Annotated in this window: 11 protein-coding genes; 5 read left to right on the top strand and 6 right to left on the bottom strand. The window is 71.5% G+C overall.

Annotation, left to right across the window (positions count from 1 at the left end):
• Positions 1–681: 681 nt before the first annotated feature.
• A complete protein-coding gene (locus tag ABZ321_RS56035) occupies positions 682–1,329 on the bottom strand; it encodes a hypothetical protein (RefSeq protein WP_344513712.1) in 648 nt (215 codons plus the stop codon).
• Positions 1,330–1,478: 149 nt separating this feature from the next.
• Between ABZ321_RS56035 and ABZ321_RS56030 the strand changes: the two genes are divergently transcribed.
• On the top strand, positions 1,479–2,540 hold the full coding sequence (locus tag ABZ321_RS56030; RefSeq protein ID WP_344513714.1) for an LLM class flavin-dependent oxidoreductase: 1,062 nt from the start codon (positions 1,479–1,481) through the stop codon (positions 2,538–2,540).
• A 906-nt stretch (positions 2,541–3,446) separates the two neighbouring features.
• Here the strand turns inward: ABZ321_RS56030 and ABZ321_RS56025 are convergent.
• On the bottom strand, positions 3,447–4,166 hold the full coding sequence (locus ABZ321_RS56025) for a M50 family metallopeptidase (RefSeq protein ID WP_344513716.1): 720 nt from the start codon (positions 4,164–4,166) through the stop codon (positions 3,447–3,449).
• A gap of 30 nt (positions 4,167–4,196) precedes the next feature.
• On the opposite strand from ABZ321_RS56025, the gene ABZ321_RS56020 reads away from it, so the two are divergent.
• The 3 genes from ABZ321_RS56020 to ABZ321_RS56010 all read left to right on the top strand — a co-directional run bounded on the left by ABZ321_RS56020 (position 4,197) and on the right by ABZ321_RS56010 (position 6,799).
• Positions 4,197–4,703: a GNAT family N-acetyltransferase gene (locus tag ABZ321_RS56020; RefSeq protein ID WP_354904887.1), complete on the top strand. Its 507-nt coding sequence runs from the start codon at positions 4,197–4,199 to the stop codon at positions 4,701–4,703.
• Between the two features lie 90 nt (positions 4,704–4,793).
• A complete protein-coding gene (locus tag ABZ321_RS56015) occupies positions 4,794–6,383 on the top strand; it encodes a serine/threonine-protein kinase (protein WP_354904884.1) in 1,590 nt (529 codons plus the stop codon).
• Positions 6,384–6,427: 44 nt separating this feature from the next.
• On the top strand, positions 6,428–6,799 hold the full coding sequence (locus tag ABZ321_RS56010; protein WP_344513722.1) for a DUF1801 domain-containing protein: 372 nt from the start codon (positions 6,428–6,430) through the stop codon (positions 6,797–6,799).
• Between the two features lie 895 nt (positions 6,800–7,694).
• On the opposite strand, the gene ABZ321_RS56005 is transcribed toward ABZ321_RS56010, so the two are convergent.
• The 3 genes from ABZ321_RS56005 to ABZ321_RS55995 are packed head-to-tail and all read right to left on the bottom strand — an operon-like array spanning position 7,695 to position 10,448.
• The gene (locus ABZ321_RS56005; protein WP_354904890.1) at positions 7,695–8,423 is read right to left on the bottom strand and encodes an FAD:protein FMN transferase; all 729 of its coding nucleotides are present in this window, start codon (positions 8,421–8,423) and stop codon (positions 7,695–7,697) included.
• Positions 8,424–8,450: 27 nt separating this feature from the next.
• Entirely contained in the window at positions 8,451–9,041 is a 591-nt protein-coding gene (locus ABZ321_RS56000; RefSeq protein ID WP_344513724.1) for an FMN-binding protein, read from the bottom strand.
• A gap of 24 nt (positions 9,042–9,065) precedes the next feature.
• Positions 9,066–10,448, bottom strand: coding sequence for a ferredoxin reductase family protein (locus ABZ321_RS55995; protein ID WP_354904880.1), 1,383 nt, complete (start codon positions 10,446–10,448; stop codon positions 9,066–9,068).
• 144 nt (positions 10,449–10,592) lie between these two features.
• Between ABZ321_RS55995 and ABZ321_RS55990 the strand changes: the two genes are divergently transcribed.
• Positions 10,593–11,117: a hypothetical protein gene (locus ABZ321_RS55990; RefSeq protein WP_344513728.1), complete on the top strand. Its 525-nt coding sequence runs from the start codon at positions 10,593–10,595 to the stop codon at positions 11,115–11,117.
• A gap of 125 nt (positions 11,118–11,242) precedes the next feature.
• Here ABZ321_RS55990 and ABZ321_RS55985 read toward each other — a convergent pair whose 3' ends face one another.
• Positions 11,243–11,719: a GNAT family N-acetyltransferase gene (locus ABZ321_RS55985; RefSeq protein ID WP_344513730.1), complete on the bottom strand. Its 477-nt coding sequence runs from the start codon at positions 11,717–11,719 to the stop codon at positions 11,243–11,245.
• Positions 11,720–11,773: the final 54 nt, after the last annotated feature.

The following is an 11,773-nucleotide window of genomic DNA, read 5'->3' as shown; positions in this document are numbered from 1 at the left end:
GGCGAGACGGCGCAGGCGCGGCGCGGGGGCGAGACGGCGCAGGCGCGGCGCGGGGGCGAGACGGCGCAGGCGCGGCGCGGGGGCGAGACGGTGCAGGTGCGGAGACGGGACGGCGACGGGCGGCGCAGTGCGGTGTGGGGGTGGGCGGCGCAGGGACGGGGATGTCATTGCGCGGGCGTGCAGGGACGGTCGTCGACGCGCTCGTCATCGTCACCGCGCGGGCTGCGGCGGCGCTGACTGCGGCCGCCGCCGGCACTCTCGCGTCTCTGGCCGTGCGCCCGGCGACACCGTGACGGCGGGGCAGGTGCTGGCGGGACAGCGCAGAAACGGCGCGGCGCGGGACGGCGGAGGCGCGGTGTGGGGGTGGGCGGCGCTGGGACGGGGATGTCATTGCGCGGGCGTGCAGGGACGGTCGTCGACGCGCTTGCCATCGTCACCGCGCGGGCTGCGGCGGCGCTGACTGCGGCCGCCGCCGGCACTCTCGCGTCTCTGCCCATGTGCCCCGCGACGCCGCGACGGCGGGGCAGGTGCTGACGGGGACGGCGCGGCGACGGGGACGGGGACGGCGTGGCGTGGGGAGTGGGACGGCGCGGCGACGGGGACGGGGAAAGCGCGGCAGCGGACCAGGGCGCGCCTGAGGGGGAGGCGCGCTCCGGTCCGCTGCCGCTGGTGAGGGAAGCGTCAGGCGGTCGTGCCCCACATCGAGGCGAACGCGGCAGCCTCGCCGGCGAGCCACCGCTCCACCTCGGCCGGCTTGACCGCCGGGTCGGGGCGCAGGACGTCACCGCGGCGCAGGTCGACGAGGACGGCCGTGGCGTTGGGCAGGACCAGGTCCATGTGGCGGGTCATGAGGTGCAGGGTGGCGACCGCGGCCTCGTCCTGCGGCGGGTCCTCGTCGAAGTGCAGGCGGACCGCCTCGCCGTGACCGTCCGCATACCGCAGGCCGAAGTGCGGGTTGATCTTCACGGGGAGGCTGCCCAGCATGCCGAGGGTGTCGCGCGTCGGGGTGACCTCCACCTGCGACAGGTCGCCGATCGACTCGATGTAGCGCAGCGCGCCGGGGACGACCGACTCGTACAGTGGCCGCCACCGCGAATTGACCTGCTCGACGACCGCGTTGAGGTAGGTGCCGCCGGTGCGGAACCGGATGTCGGCCTTCAGCGCCTTGACCAACTGGCCGTGTGGGTTGAAGCCGGAGCCCGACTCTCGCTGACGGCGCAGCCCGCCCACGAAGCTCGCCTTGCGAGGGCCGGTGCGGCCGACATAGCGCGTGAAACTCAACAGCGTCGCATACGGAACGGACCCCGGGGTGACGGTGGACACGGTCACTTGCGCTCTCCTCCCAGCCAACGAAACCGGCTCAAGAACCCCAGCTCAAGAGCGACTTTCGTACACACATTCTAATCGATCGGCGCCACATTTCCCAGTCTCGGGAGACTGTCGGTGAAACACACCGGTTAAGTAGGTAAGGTGACTGCATGACGACGTTCCACTGGTTCCTGCCGACGACCGGCGACGGTGATCAGGTCGGCGCCGCGACCGTCTCCGCCGGAGCCGCCGCACACGTCCGGACACCCACCGTCGCGTATCTGTCGGAGGTCGCCCGCGCCGCCGAGGAGGCCGGGTTCGCGTCGGTGTTGACACCCGTCGGCGCCGGCTGCCTCGACCCTCTCGTCATGTGTACCGCGATCGCCCAGCACACGACCACGCTGCGGATGCTCGTCGCGTTCCGGGCCGGCTTCACCCTGCCGACCCTCCTCGCCCAGCAGGCCGAGGCGTTCCAGTGGATCTCCGGCGGCCGCCTCGCCCTCAACGTCGTCACGGGCGGTGACCAGCAGGAGCAGCGAGCGTACGGCGACTTCGTCGAACACGACGCCCGCTATGCCCGCACCGCCGAGTACCTCCAGGTGCTGCGCAACACGTGGAAGGGCGAGCGGTTCGACTTCCACGGCGACTACTACCACGTCGAGTGCGGCGGCCTCGGTACGCCACTCGCCGACGTCCCACCCATCTACTTCGGCGGTGCGTCGCCTGCCGCCGAGGACGTGGCCGCACGCCACGCGGACGTCTACCTCATGTGGGGCGAGCCGCCGGCCGCGATCGCCGAGCGCGTCGAGCGCATGCGGGCCAAGGCCGCGGCGTACGGCCGGACCCTGCGCTTCGGCCTGCGGATCCACGTCATCGTCCGCGACGACGCCGACCAGGCGTGGGCCGAGGCCGACCGGCTGCTGCGCGGCATGGACCCAGCGAGGATCGCGGCGGCGCAGGCGCGGTTCGCCAGGATGGACTCCGTCGGCCAGGCCAGGATGACCGCGCTCAACGCCGGCACCACCGACGGCCTGGTCATCGCCCCCAACCTGTGGGCCGGCATCGGCCTCGTCCGCGAGGGCGCCGGCACCGCCCTGGTCGGCAGCCCCGAGGAGATCCGCCTGCGCCTCGCCGAGTACGAAGGCGTCGACGAGTTCATCCTCTCCGGCTGGCCCCACCTCGAGGAGGCTCACCGGGTCGCCGCAGCGCTGCTGACCCCGGTCCCGGCCTGACCCACACGTCCGACGACGAAGACCGGCGCTGCGAGTGCGGCGTCTCCCCATGTACGGCGATCAACGGCTCCCGCTCCGGAGACTGCGTCGGCGCGGAGGCACGGAACGCAATCCGCGCGACCGCCGCCCCGAGCCCGCCGTATCGACCAGCCGGCGGCATCCGAACGCGGCAATACCGGCTGGCCGGGTCAAGGCGGACCCGAGATCCCGAGCCTCACCCACCACGCAGCGGACACGACCGGGGCGATCGATGCAGCGGGCGGGCGGTGTCCCGTTCCGCACGGCTCACCACGCTGCTTCTGGGCGTCTGCGGTGAGCGCCGCGCTGCTTCTGGGCGTCTGCGGTGAGCGCCGCGCTGCCCGAGGGGTCCGCGGTGGGCGCCGCGCTCGCCGGGCGTGACGCTGCCCATCGGCCGTCGCCGTCCGCGATCGACCGGTGTGATGCCTCACCTCAGCGCCGTGGAGCATCGCGTCGATCGCCGGCGGTGCCCGGCTGCGACGGCGCCCTTCCGCCGTCTGATGCCATGGTGCTCGCCGCGAACCGACCGCCATCGCGGTGGGTCGTCGAAGCTAGGTCGATCCGGCCGGCTGCATTCGTGGTGAGGTCGTGGGGGTTGGGTTGAGCAGGTCGGCTGCTGTCGCGGCGCTGGGCCTGGTCCAGGGCACTCAACCCCAGACGCCGATCTGGCGCAGCGCCGTCGCCGGAGCGGGTGGGTTCAGTTGGTCAGCTGCTGTCGCGGTGCGCTGGGCCTGGTCCAGGGGCACTCAACCCCAGACGCCGATCTGGCGCAGCGCCGTCGCCGGAGCGGGTGGGTCGACTGGTCGGTTGCTGTCGTGACGGGGTCGTCGGGATGGGTGGGTCGAGCCGGGTCGGCCTGGAGCAGGTCGGTGACGGGTGGTGGAGGTGTCAGCCCGAGATGAGGTCCGCCACGGGGCCGAGCATGAGCCGGGTGCCGAACGCGAGCGACGCCAGCGACACGATCACGAAGAACGCGACGTAGACGATCGCGGGCACGCGGGTCAGCCGGCCGATCTGGTCGGCGTCGGAGTTGGGTGCCTGGCGGCGGAAGCGTGACTGCTGCAGCTCGAACACGGCCCGCACGCCGCCGAGCAGCATGAACCAGGAGAAGGCGTACGCGAACGCGCCCTGCACCTCCGGCGAGCCGAACCACGAGACCGCGAAGATGATCGCGCCGGCGACCACGACGGAGACCATGCCATAGACGTTGCGGATCATGATGAGCATGGCGACGAGCAGGAGCAGCAGGAGCCAGAGCAGCACTGTGATCCGGCCCACGCCGAGGATAGCGGCCGCGCCGAGGCCCAGCAGCGACGGCGTGATGTACCCGGCGAGCCCGGTGACCACCATGCCGAGCCCGTTGGGCCGGCCCCTCGACAGCGTCAGGCCCGACGTGTCGGAGTGCAGCCGGATCCCGGAGAGCCGCCGGCCGCTCAGCACCGCCGCCAGGGCGTGGCCGCCCTCGTGCGCGATGGTGATGAAGTTGCGCATGACCCGCCAGGCGGGCCGCAACAGGACCGCCAGCAGCGCCACGACGGCGGTGGCGATGACGACCTCTCGCGGGGGCGCGGGCAACCGGCTGAATGCGTCGCTCAACACATCGAACACGAATGCAGAGCCTGCCACCTGACGTGTTGAATGAACAGCGTGGAGATCAGGCGCTTTGTCGACGACGACTGGCAGGGCCAGCACTCGGGCCTCTGGGACGTGTGGCACGAGGTCGTGTCCGCCGGCGAGAGCTACGACAACGACCCGAACTCCACCGAGCAGGACGCCAGGTCGCACTGGCTGCTGCCGCCCCCGTTCGAGGTCTGGGTGGCGGTCGAGGACGGCGACGTGCTCGGCACCTACAAGGTAGGCCCCAACAAGGGCCGCCTCGGTGACCACGTGGCGAACGCCAGCTTCATGGTGTCGACCCGCGCCCGGGGGCGAGGCCTGGGCCGCACCCTCGGCGAGCACTGCCTCGACCGGGCCCGCGAGCTCGGCTTCACGGCGATGCAGTTCAACGCGGTCGTGTCCACCAACACCGTCGCCGTGCGGCTTTGGCGCTCGCTCGGCTTCATCATCGTCGGCACGATTCCGGACGGCTTCCGCAGCACGAAGTACGGGTTGGTCGACTTCCATATCATGTATCGGAGTCTGTGAAGGTCCACGCCGCTCAAGGAGTCCCCCACATGGGGAGTATTGCCTGGTAACGGTTGTGACCTTCATCTTGCATTCTGTACGAATACCCCGATGCGTACTCCCCCCGAAGCGCGCGACGACACCGACGACGGTCTCCGGTCGCTCAGCGAGGACCTCACCGGTTATCGCATCGGTGACGCCTACCAGCTGATCGAGCCGATCGGCGGCGGTGGCACCGGGACCGTGTGGCGTGCCCGCGCGCTCCAGGGTGACGAAGAGGTCGCCGTCAAGCTGCTGCGCGAAGACCTCATGGCGGAGCCGAAGGCGGTCAACCGCTTCGTCCAGGAACGCGCGATCCTCCTCATGCTCCGCCACCCGCACATCGTGCGGGTCCGTGACCTGGTCACCGTCGGCACGTCGCTCGGCCTCGTCATGGACCTCGTCGACGGCGGCACTCTCCGCGACCACCTGCACGATCGCGGCACGCTGCCGCCGGCCGAGGCCGCGACACTGCTCGCTCAGGTCGCCGACGCGCTCTCGGCGGCGCACCGGCGCGGCATCGTCCATCGCGACCTGAAGCCCGACAACATCCTGCTCGACCGCGACGGCGGCCAGCCGCACACCCGCCTCACCGACTTCGGCATCGCGCGGGTGCTCGACACGCCGAGCATGACGACGCCGGGCGCGCTCGTCGGCACCGCCAACTACATCGCGCCGGAGACCGTCTACGGCGGCCGCCCCGCGCCGTCGGCGGACGTCTACGCCCTCGGCGTGGTGCTCTTCGAGCTCGTCACCGGACGGCCGCCCTATGCCGGGGGCCCGGCCTGGGCGATCCTGCGTCGGCACGTGGACGAGTCGCCGCAGCGTGTGGAGGGGATGCCGGAGACCGTCTGGCGGGTCGTGGGGGCTTGCATGGACAAGCGTCCAGGCCGCCGCCCGACGGCGAAGGAACTCGCGCACACGCTGCGCGTGGTGGCGAAGCGCACCGCCGACGATCCCGCTCTGCCGCCCCAGCCAGTGATCCATGAGCTGCTGCCCTCCTTCGAGCCGCCGGTGCCGAAGCCCCGACCGCCGACATCATCGCGCTCACGTATGACAATTTTGGCCGTCGTACTGGCGGCGCTGGCGGTCGTCGCGGTCCCCGCCTGGCGGGTCGTGCACCGGCCCAGCGCGCAGACAGCGGTCCAGCGTCCGGACGCGCTGCCGCCGAGCGTCGACGGTCAGCCCGCGATGCCGAAGCTCGGTGTCACACCGTCGGTGGGCGTTGGTCGTACATCTGGCGGCGAGAAGATCAGAGGTGGTGTCCCCACCCGGTCGGCTGGTCCTGTCGAGGCGATCGTGTGGGGTGCGTGGCAGTGCGCCGAGGAGTACACATGGGACATCGGGCATCCGGTCCTCGCGAAGCCGTGCCATCAGACCAGCTCCGCCGCGGTCCGCATGGTGGGGCACGTCTCGGCGCTCCCGGCGATCCAGGCCGACATCTCCATGTCGCTCGTCGACGCTGAGACCAGGAACGTCGTCGACGGCCCGCGCGTGTGCCGTGAGCTGATGTTCACCGACTTCGCGCCCAGCCACGACTGCGGCCCGTTCGACGTCACCCCGCCGCGTGGCCGCCGGTACTACGTGGTGGAGAAGTGGGTCTACACAAACCGGGCGATCCTGCCCGGCGGGTCGGTCCAGGGGCCCACGTTCGACTGGTAGGAAAAGCCGCTGGAATTGTCGTACCCATGTGGTGAGGTGTCGGCATGATAGCCATCGAGCCTCCCGGCCTCGACCAACTTCTCGCCGATAGCTGCGCAGACATCGCCGCACTCGCCCGCCACCTGCGGGACGTCATCGTGGAAGCCCGGCCCGAGCTGACCGAGCGCGTCTATCGGGGCTGGCACGGCTTAGGGTTCCACCATCCTGAGCGGGGCCATGTCGCGGCCATCTTCCCCGGCACCGCCTCGGTGTCGGTCGGTTTCGAGCACGGCGCCGACCTGCCCGATCCGCACGGGCTGCTGCAGGGGACGGGCAAGCGGCTGCGCTACCTGCACTTCACACCCGACATGTCCGCGCCGACCCATGAGCACCTGCTCGAGTACCTGGACCTGGCCGTCCCGAAGCCAGCCTCGTAGACGGGCTGCAGCCAGGCGCAGGAAGCGGGTCGCGGAGGCAGGAGCGGGCGCGGGAAGCGGGTCGCGGGCCGGAGTCGGGCACGAGGCGGGTCCTGTGGGCGGGTCGGAGCTGGACGCGAAGCGAGCCGCAGGCTGGTGCCGGGCTGGAGCTCGGCGGGTAGCGCTTCGTGGGCCGGAGCCGGGGGCGGTGAACTGGTCGCGGCCGGAGCTGCGCCGAGGTCAGGCGCGAGGCAGGACACCGGCAGGATTCGGTGCGTGGAGCGGATCTCGTTGACAGGTGGTGGTCAGTCGGTCGTGGGCAGAGTTGGGTGTGAGGCAGCCACGGGCCGGAGTTTGGCGGAACGGGTCTCGCAGGTGATCCGGAGCCGGGGCGGGGACGCGAACCCGGTCCCGGGGTGGAGTCGGGCGGGGAGCCAGCCCCATGGGCGGGTCGAAGCGTGCCGCGGGCCGGGAGCAGGCGCGAAGCCGGTTGCGGGTGTTTCGTGCTGGGCCGGGCGGCGGGGTCGCGGTTTGTGGGCCTGTCGGGCGCGAAGCCGGACGGCCATCCGGTCCCCTCGCGAAGCTGTGCCATCAGACCAGGTCGGCCGCAGTCCGCATGGTCGGGCACGTGCCGGTCGCAGGCTGGAGCCGGGCGGGCAACAGGCAGAGAGTCGGGCTGGGGCCGGGGCGGGTAGCAGGCAATGAGTCGGGCGGGCAGCGGGTCTCGTAGACGGACCGGTGCCAGGCGTGGCAAGCGGGCGGGGGAACGGGTCTCGTAGACGGGCTGGAGCCAGGAGCGGGAAGGCGCGGTCGGCCGACACCCGGCCGAAGATCTCCCGGTGCTTGCTCGTGTGCGGGTGGGAACGGGTGCCGTCGAGGACCTGAGGGCGGTCTGCGATCGTCTCGCCGGGGATGGTCAGGTGCTGGGGGCCACCGGCAGGCCGTCGGAGCGCATCGCGCGGCCGTCTTCGGTGACGACGGCGCACTCGTGGTTGGGGAGCTGGGCCAGCCAGTCGATGCCTGCCTCGCCCATGGCCAGGGCCGCCGTGGCGTAGGCGTCCGCCGTGCCGAGGTCCGGGCCGACCACGGTGACCGAGCGCAGGGCGGCGGCCGGCTCGCCGGTGAAGGGGTCGACGACGTGCAGGCCGCGCTCGTACGTGCCAGAGGTCGCCACCGCCATGTCGGTGACCTCCAGGACCCACGCGAGGGACATCGCCTCCCAGGGGTGGCGGATGCCGACCCGCCACGCCGGGCGGCCAGGGGCGGCGCCACGGACGAAGACGTCGCCGCCGGCGTTCAGGCAGTGGTGGGAGGAGCCGAGCAGCAGCAGGCGGTCGCACGCGCGCTGGACCGCCCAGCCCTTGACGTAGCCGGAGGGGTCGAGGCGGCCGCCGGCCATGATGTCGAAGTAGCCCCGGGTCTCGTCCCAGAGCTCGGCGCACCGGTCGAGAACCTCGCCGACCAGCGGCGAGCAGTCGGAGCGGCGCAGCTCGCCGCGGCCGAGGCGGCTGATCTCACTGTCGGCCTGGTAGGTGCTGAAGGTGGTGTCGACCAGGCGCAGCCAGGCGAAGACCTCGTCGGCCAGGCGCTCCAGCTCGGGCACCGGCAGCGGGTCGGCCAGGTCGAGGCTGACCGCCATCCCCATCACGTGCTCGACCCGCACGAGCACAGGTCACGCCTGGAACGCGCGGTCGATCGCCGACTGCAGCGACAGCTTGTAGCCCGAGCTGGTGTAGGTCGCGCCGGAGACCGTGTCGATGTCCGCGCTCTGCTTCGAGAGGGCCTGGGACTTGAGCTTCGGGAGGGCGTTGTTGTTGATCTGCACGGAGCGCGAGTGGTTGCTCGGCGAGTCCAGGACCTTGATGTCGGTGATCTTGCCGCCGGAGACGACGATCGAGAGCTCGACCGAGCCGTATTCGACGTAGACGCTGTTGCCGCCGAAGGTGCCGTCTTTCATCGTGGTGCGGGGTGGCTTCGGCGCCGCCGTCGTGGGCTTCGGCGCGCTGGTCGTCTTCGTGCCGCCACCGGCCGGAGGCGCTGCGGTCGTCGTCGTGGCCGCCGTCGTGGTGGGCGCGGCGCCGTTGCCGGGCGGCATCGTGACCGCCGAGGGCGGGCCCCCGGACGCCGACGGCACGGGGCCGGTCGCGCCGACGGCCTGCGGGTCCAGGGGGCGGTCGGTGGGGCTGCTGAAACCGGCCTTGGCACCCACCAGCAGGACGGTGCCCGCCGCGGTGCCCATCAGGGCGATCATCGCGCGTCTCACGAGGGACCAACTCTCAACAAGAAGCTAGAACTCGAAGGGGTCGAGGTGGATCTGCCGGCGCGGGACCCGCAGCCGCCGCAGCACCTGCAGCGACTGCGTGACCAGCCCGTCTGGGCCGCACAGGTAGATGTCGCGTTCGGTGATGTCGGGCACCAGCTCCCGCATCCCGGCGGGCGTGAACAGGCGCCGGGGGCCGGGGTCGCGCCGGTCGCCGACCACGAACCACAGCGTGGCGTGCCGCAGGTCGGCCAGGTGCTCCAGCTCGTCGCGCAGGTGCAGGTCGTGCACGGCGGACGCCCGGTAGATGACCACCGCGCCGGGCGGCAGCTCCTCCAGCAGCGCGCGGATCGGCCCGATGCCGCTGCCCGCCGCGATGAGCACGGTCCGCGACTTGACCCGGCGGCTCGCGGTGAAGTCGCCCCACGGGCCCTCGACGAAGATCCGCACGCCGGGGCGCAGGTCGCGCATCGCCATCGTGTGGCTGCCGACGGTCTTGACGGTGAGCCGCAGCCAGCGGCCGTTCGGCGCGGCGGACAGCGAGAAGGGGTGCGCCTGCCACCACAGCCCGCGCGACAGGAAGCGCCACCGGAAGAACTGGCCGGCCTGCGCGTCCATGTCGTGCAGGCGGTTGCCGGTGATGTAGATCGACACCATGTCGGGGCCCTCGGCGACCACGTCGGCCACCTGGAGCCGGTGCCGGAGGTTGAACGTCAGCGGCGCCACGATGCGCCCCCAGACGACCGCGGTGACCATGACGACGTAGAAGGCGATCCACAGCGTACGGCCGAGGCCCGGTTTGAAGAGCTCCTGCCCGTTGGAGAACTGGTGGGCGAAGCCGAGCAGCAGCGCCAGGTAGGCGGTCAGATGCAGGAAGTACCACAGCTCGTAGGGCAGGGCCCGGCGCAGCCCGCGGATGCTCAGCAGGCCGATGCACACCAGCATGCCGGCCGCGAGGAAGGCGGTGACCATGTCCTCGTACTCGGTCAGGATCGTGCCGAGCTCGCTGACGAAACCGACCCGGTCGGCGTACGCGTAACCGACGGTGATCAGCGCCGCGTGGGCCAGGATCATGATCAGGACGGAGCCGCCGAGCTCGCGGTGCCACAGGCCCAGGTGGCGGGCGCCGATCCAGCGCTCCAGGACGGCCAGCCGGCTCATCAGGATCACCTGCACCAGCAGCAGGTAGCCGGCGATCAGGCCGGTGACCCGGCCGGCCGACTGGAAGATCTCCGCGCCGGTGTCGATCGAGCCGGCCTTCGTGCCGAGCCACCAGGGCAGCAGCGCCAGCGCGAGACCGCCCCAGAACAGGGTGCGCAGCAGGAACCGTCCGGCGCCGTTGTGCTCGACGGGTCGTGCCGCCGGGGCGGCGAGGCTGCTCGCCGGGCGTTGTTGCCGGGGGACGGTCATGGTTGATCGTGTCTCATGTGGTTCCACTGCCATTGGTGGTATCAGAACCCGCTGGTCGAGGACCATGGGCTTAAGCCGGACTTCAACCTGCGCACAAGATGCTCGCACGAGTGGCCGGCGGGCAGGCGCCCCTAGAATGACGCGATGCAGCGCTTCTGGCGAATCGCCCTGATCGTCCTCGCGGTGGTCGCCGCGTTCGCTGCGACGGGCCTCGGCGTGGCATACACGCTCGGTGTCTTCACCGAAGCGGGGCGTTTCAGCGCCGCACCTGACTGCGCGGTGCTCGACGCTTCAGCGGTGGCGGCGGTGGTACCGGCGGCGAAGGTCGAGGCCGACGGCGCCAACTGCACGGCGGGGGACGGTCAGACGCAGCTCAACGTCGGCTTCACGGTCGTGCCCAAGAAGGGCACGGTCGGCGGCCCGGAGCTCGCCTCCCGCTACCTCGAAGTGACCAGCGGCACCGAGAGCGAGCCCCTCGACGGCGTCGGCGACCAGGCGGTCCGCCAGCGGGTCCGCGCCATCGGCCAGCCTCAGATCATCACGATGCGGGTCAGCAACCTGATCGTGGTGTTGTCCGTCGCCAACCTCGGCGGCGGCGAGCTCCCCGCCGCCGCGGACACGGGCCTGGTCGAGGTGGCCAAGACCCTGGCCGCCAAGCTCAACGCCTGACCCGAGGCAAGCGCCCCCCGCCAAAGCCGCACCCAAGGAGAGCGGTGACGCTGTGGACAACGGCGCGGCAGCGGAAGCGAATCTCGCCCGCCCTGCACAAAATCACAAAGAAGGCGAAAAGGACATCAGGGGAGTTGCCGCAGGAAGCGCCCCGCCGCGTCAGAGCGGTCCGAGTACCCGAGCGCCTTGTAGAACGCGTGCGCGCCCTCGCGGGTCCGCAGGCTGGTCACCTCGACGCTGTGGCAGCCGCGCATGAGGCCGAACGTCTCTGCCGCCGCGACCAGGCTGGTGCCGATCCCGCGCCCGCGCGCCGAGTCGGCGACGGCGAGCGCGACGATCCGCAGCCACGACCCGTCCTTCTCGAACGACGGGATGATGTGCGCAGCGATGACACCCAGCAGGCGGCCCCGCTCGTCCCAGACGAACGCGCCCCCGTCGGGGTGGTCGACCCAGGAGCGCAGGCGCCCGGCGGTGTCGGTCCCCTCCTGGGGATAGCCCAGCTGCTCCAGCAGCGTCGCCACCTGCTCGGTATCGTCGGTGGACAGCCGGCGAACACCGCGGGCGACCTGCATACGGTAGGCGTGCAGCACGTCAGCGCTCATGCAAGCAGCGTAGAACCGGTGACGCGGTTTGTGTCGGCCTGAACGCAGTCATTC

The organism is Dactylosporangium sp. NPDC006015 (assembly GCF_040614215.1).
GTDB classification, from domain to species: Bacteria; Actinomycetota; Actinomycetes; order Mycobacteriales; family Micromonosporaceae; genus Dactylosporangium; species Dactylosporangium maewongense.
The sequence above is the reverse complement of the archived record's forward strand: the minus strand, read 5'-3'. Positions and strand labels throughout refer to the sequence as shown.

Coding starts and splice junctions, on each gene's coding strand:
- ABZ321_RS56030 (WP_344513714.1), top strand. CDS start 1,479: ATGACGACGTTCCACTGGTTCCTGCCGACGACCGGCGACGGTGATCAG.
- ABZ321_RS56020 (WP_354904887.1), top strand. CDS start 4,197: ATGAACAGCGTGGAGATCAGGCGCTTTGTCGACGACGACTGGCAGGGC.
- ABZ321_RS56015 (WP_354904884.1), top strand. CDS start 4,794: ATGCGTACTCCCCCCGAAGCGCGCGACGACACCGACGACGGTCTCCGG.
- ABZ321_RS56010 (WP_344513722.1), top strand. CDS start 6,428: ATGATAGCCATCGAGCCTCCCGGCCTCGACCAACTTCTCGCCGATAGC.
- ABZ321_RS56005 (WP_354904890.1), bottom strand. CDS start 8,423: ATGGGGATGGCGGTCAGCCTCGACCTGGCCGACCCGCTGCCGGTGCCC.
- ABZ321_RS55995 (WP_354904880.1), bottom strand. CDS start 10,448: ATGACCGTCCCCCGGCAACAACGCCCGGCGAGCAGCCTCGCCGCCCCG.
- ABZ321_RS55990 (WP_344513728.1), top strand. CDS start 10,593: ATGCAGCGCTTCTGGCGAATCGCCCTGATCGTCCTCGCGGTGGTCGCC.
- ABZ321_RS55985 (WP_344513730.1), bottom strand. CDS start 11,719: ATGAGCGCTGACGTGCTGCACGCCTACCGTATGCAGGTCGCCCGCGGT.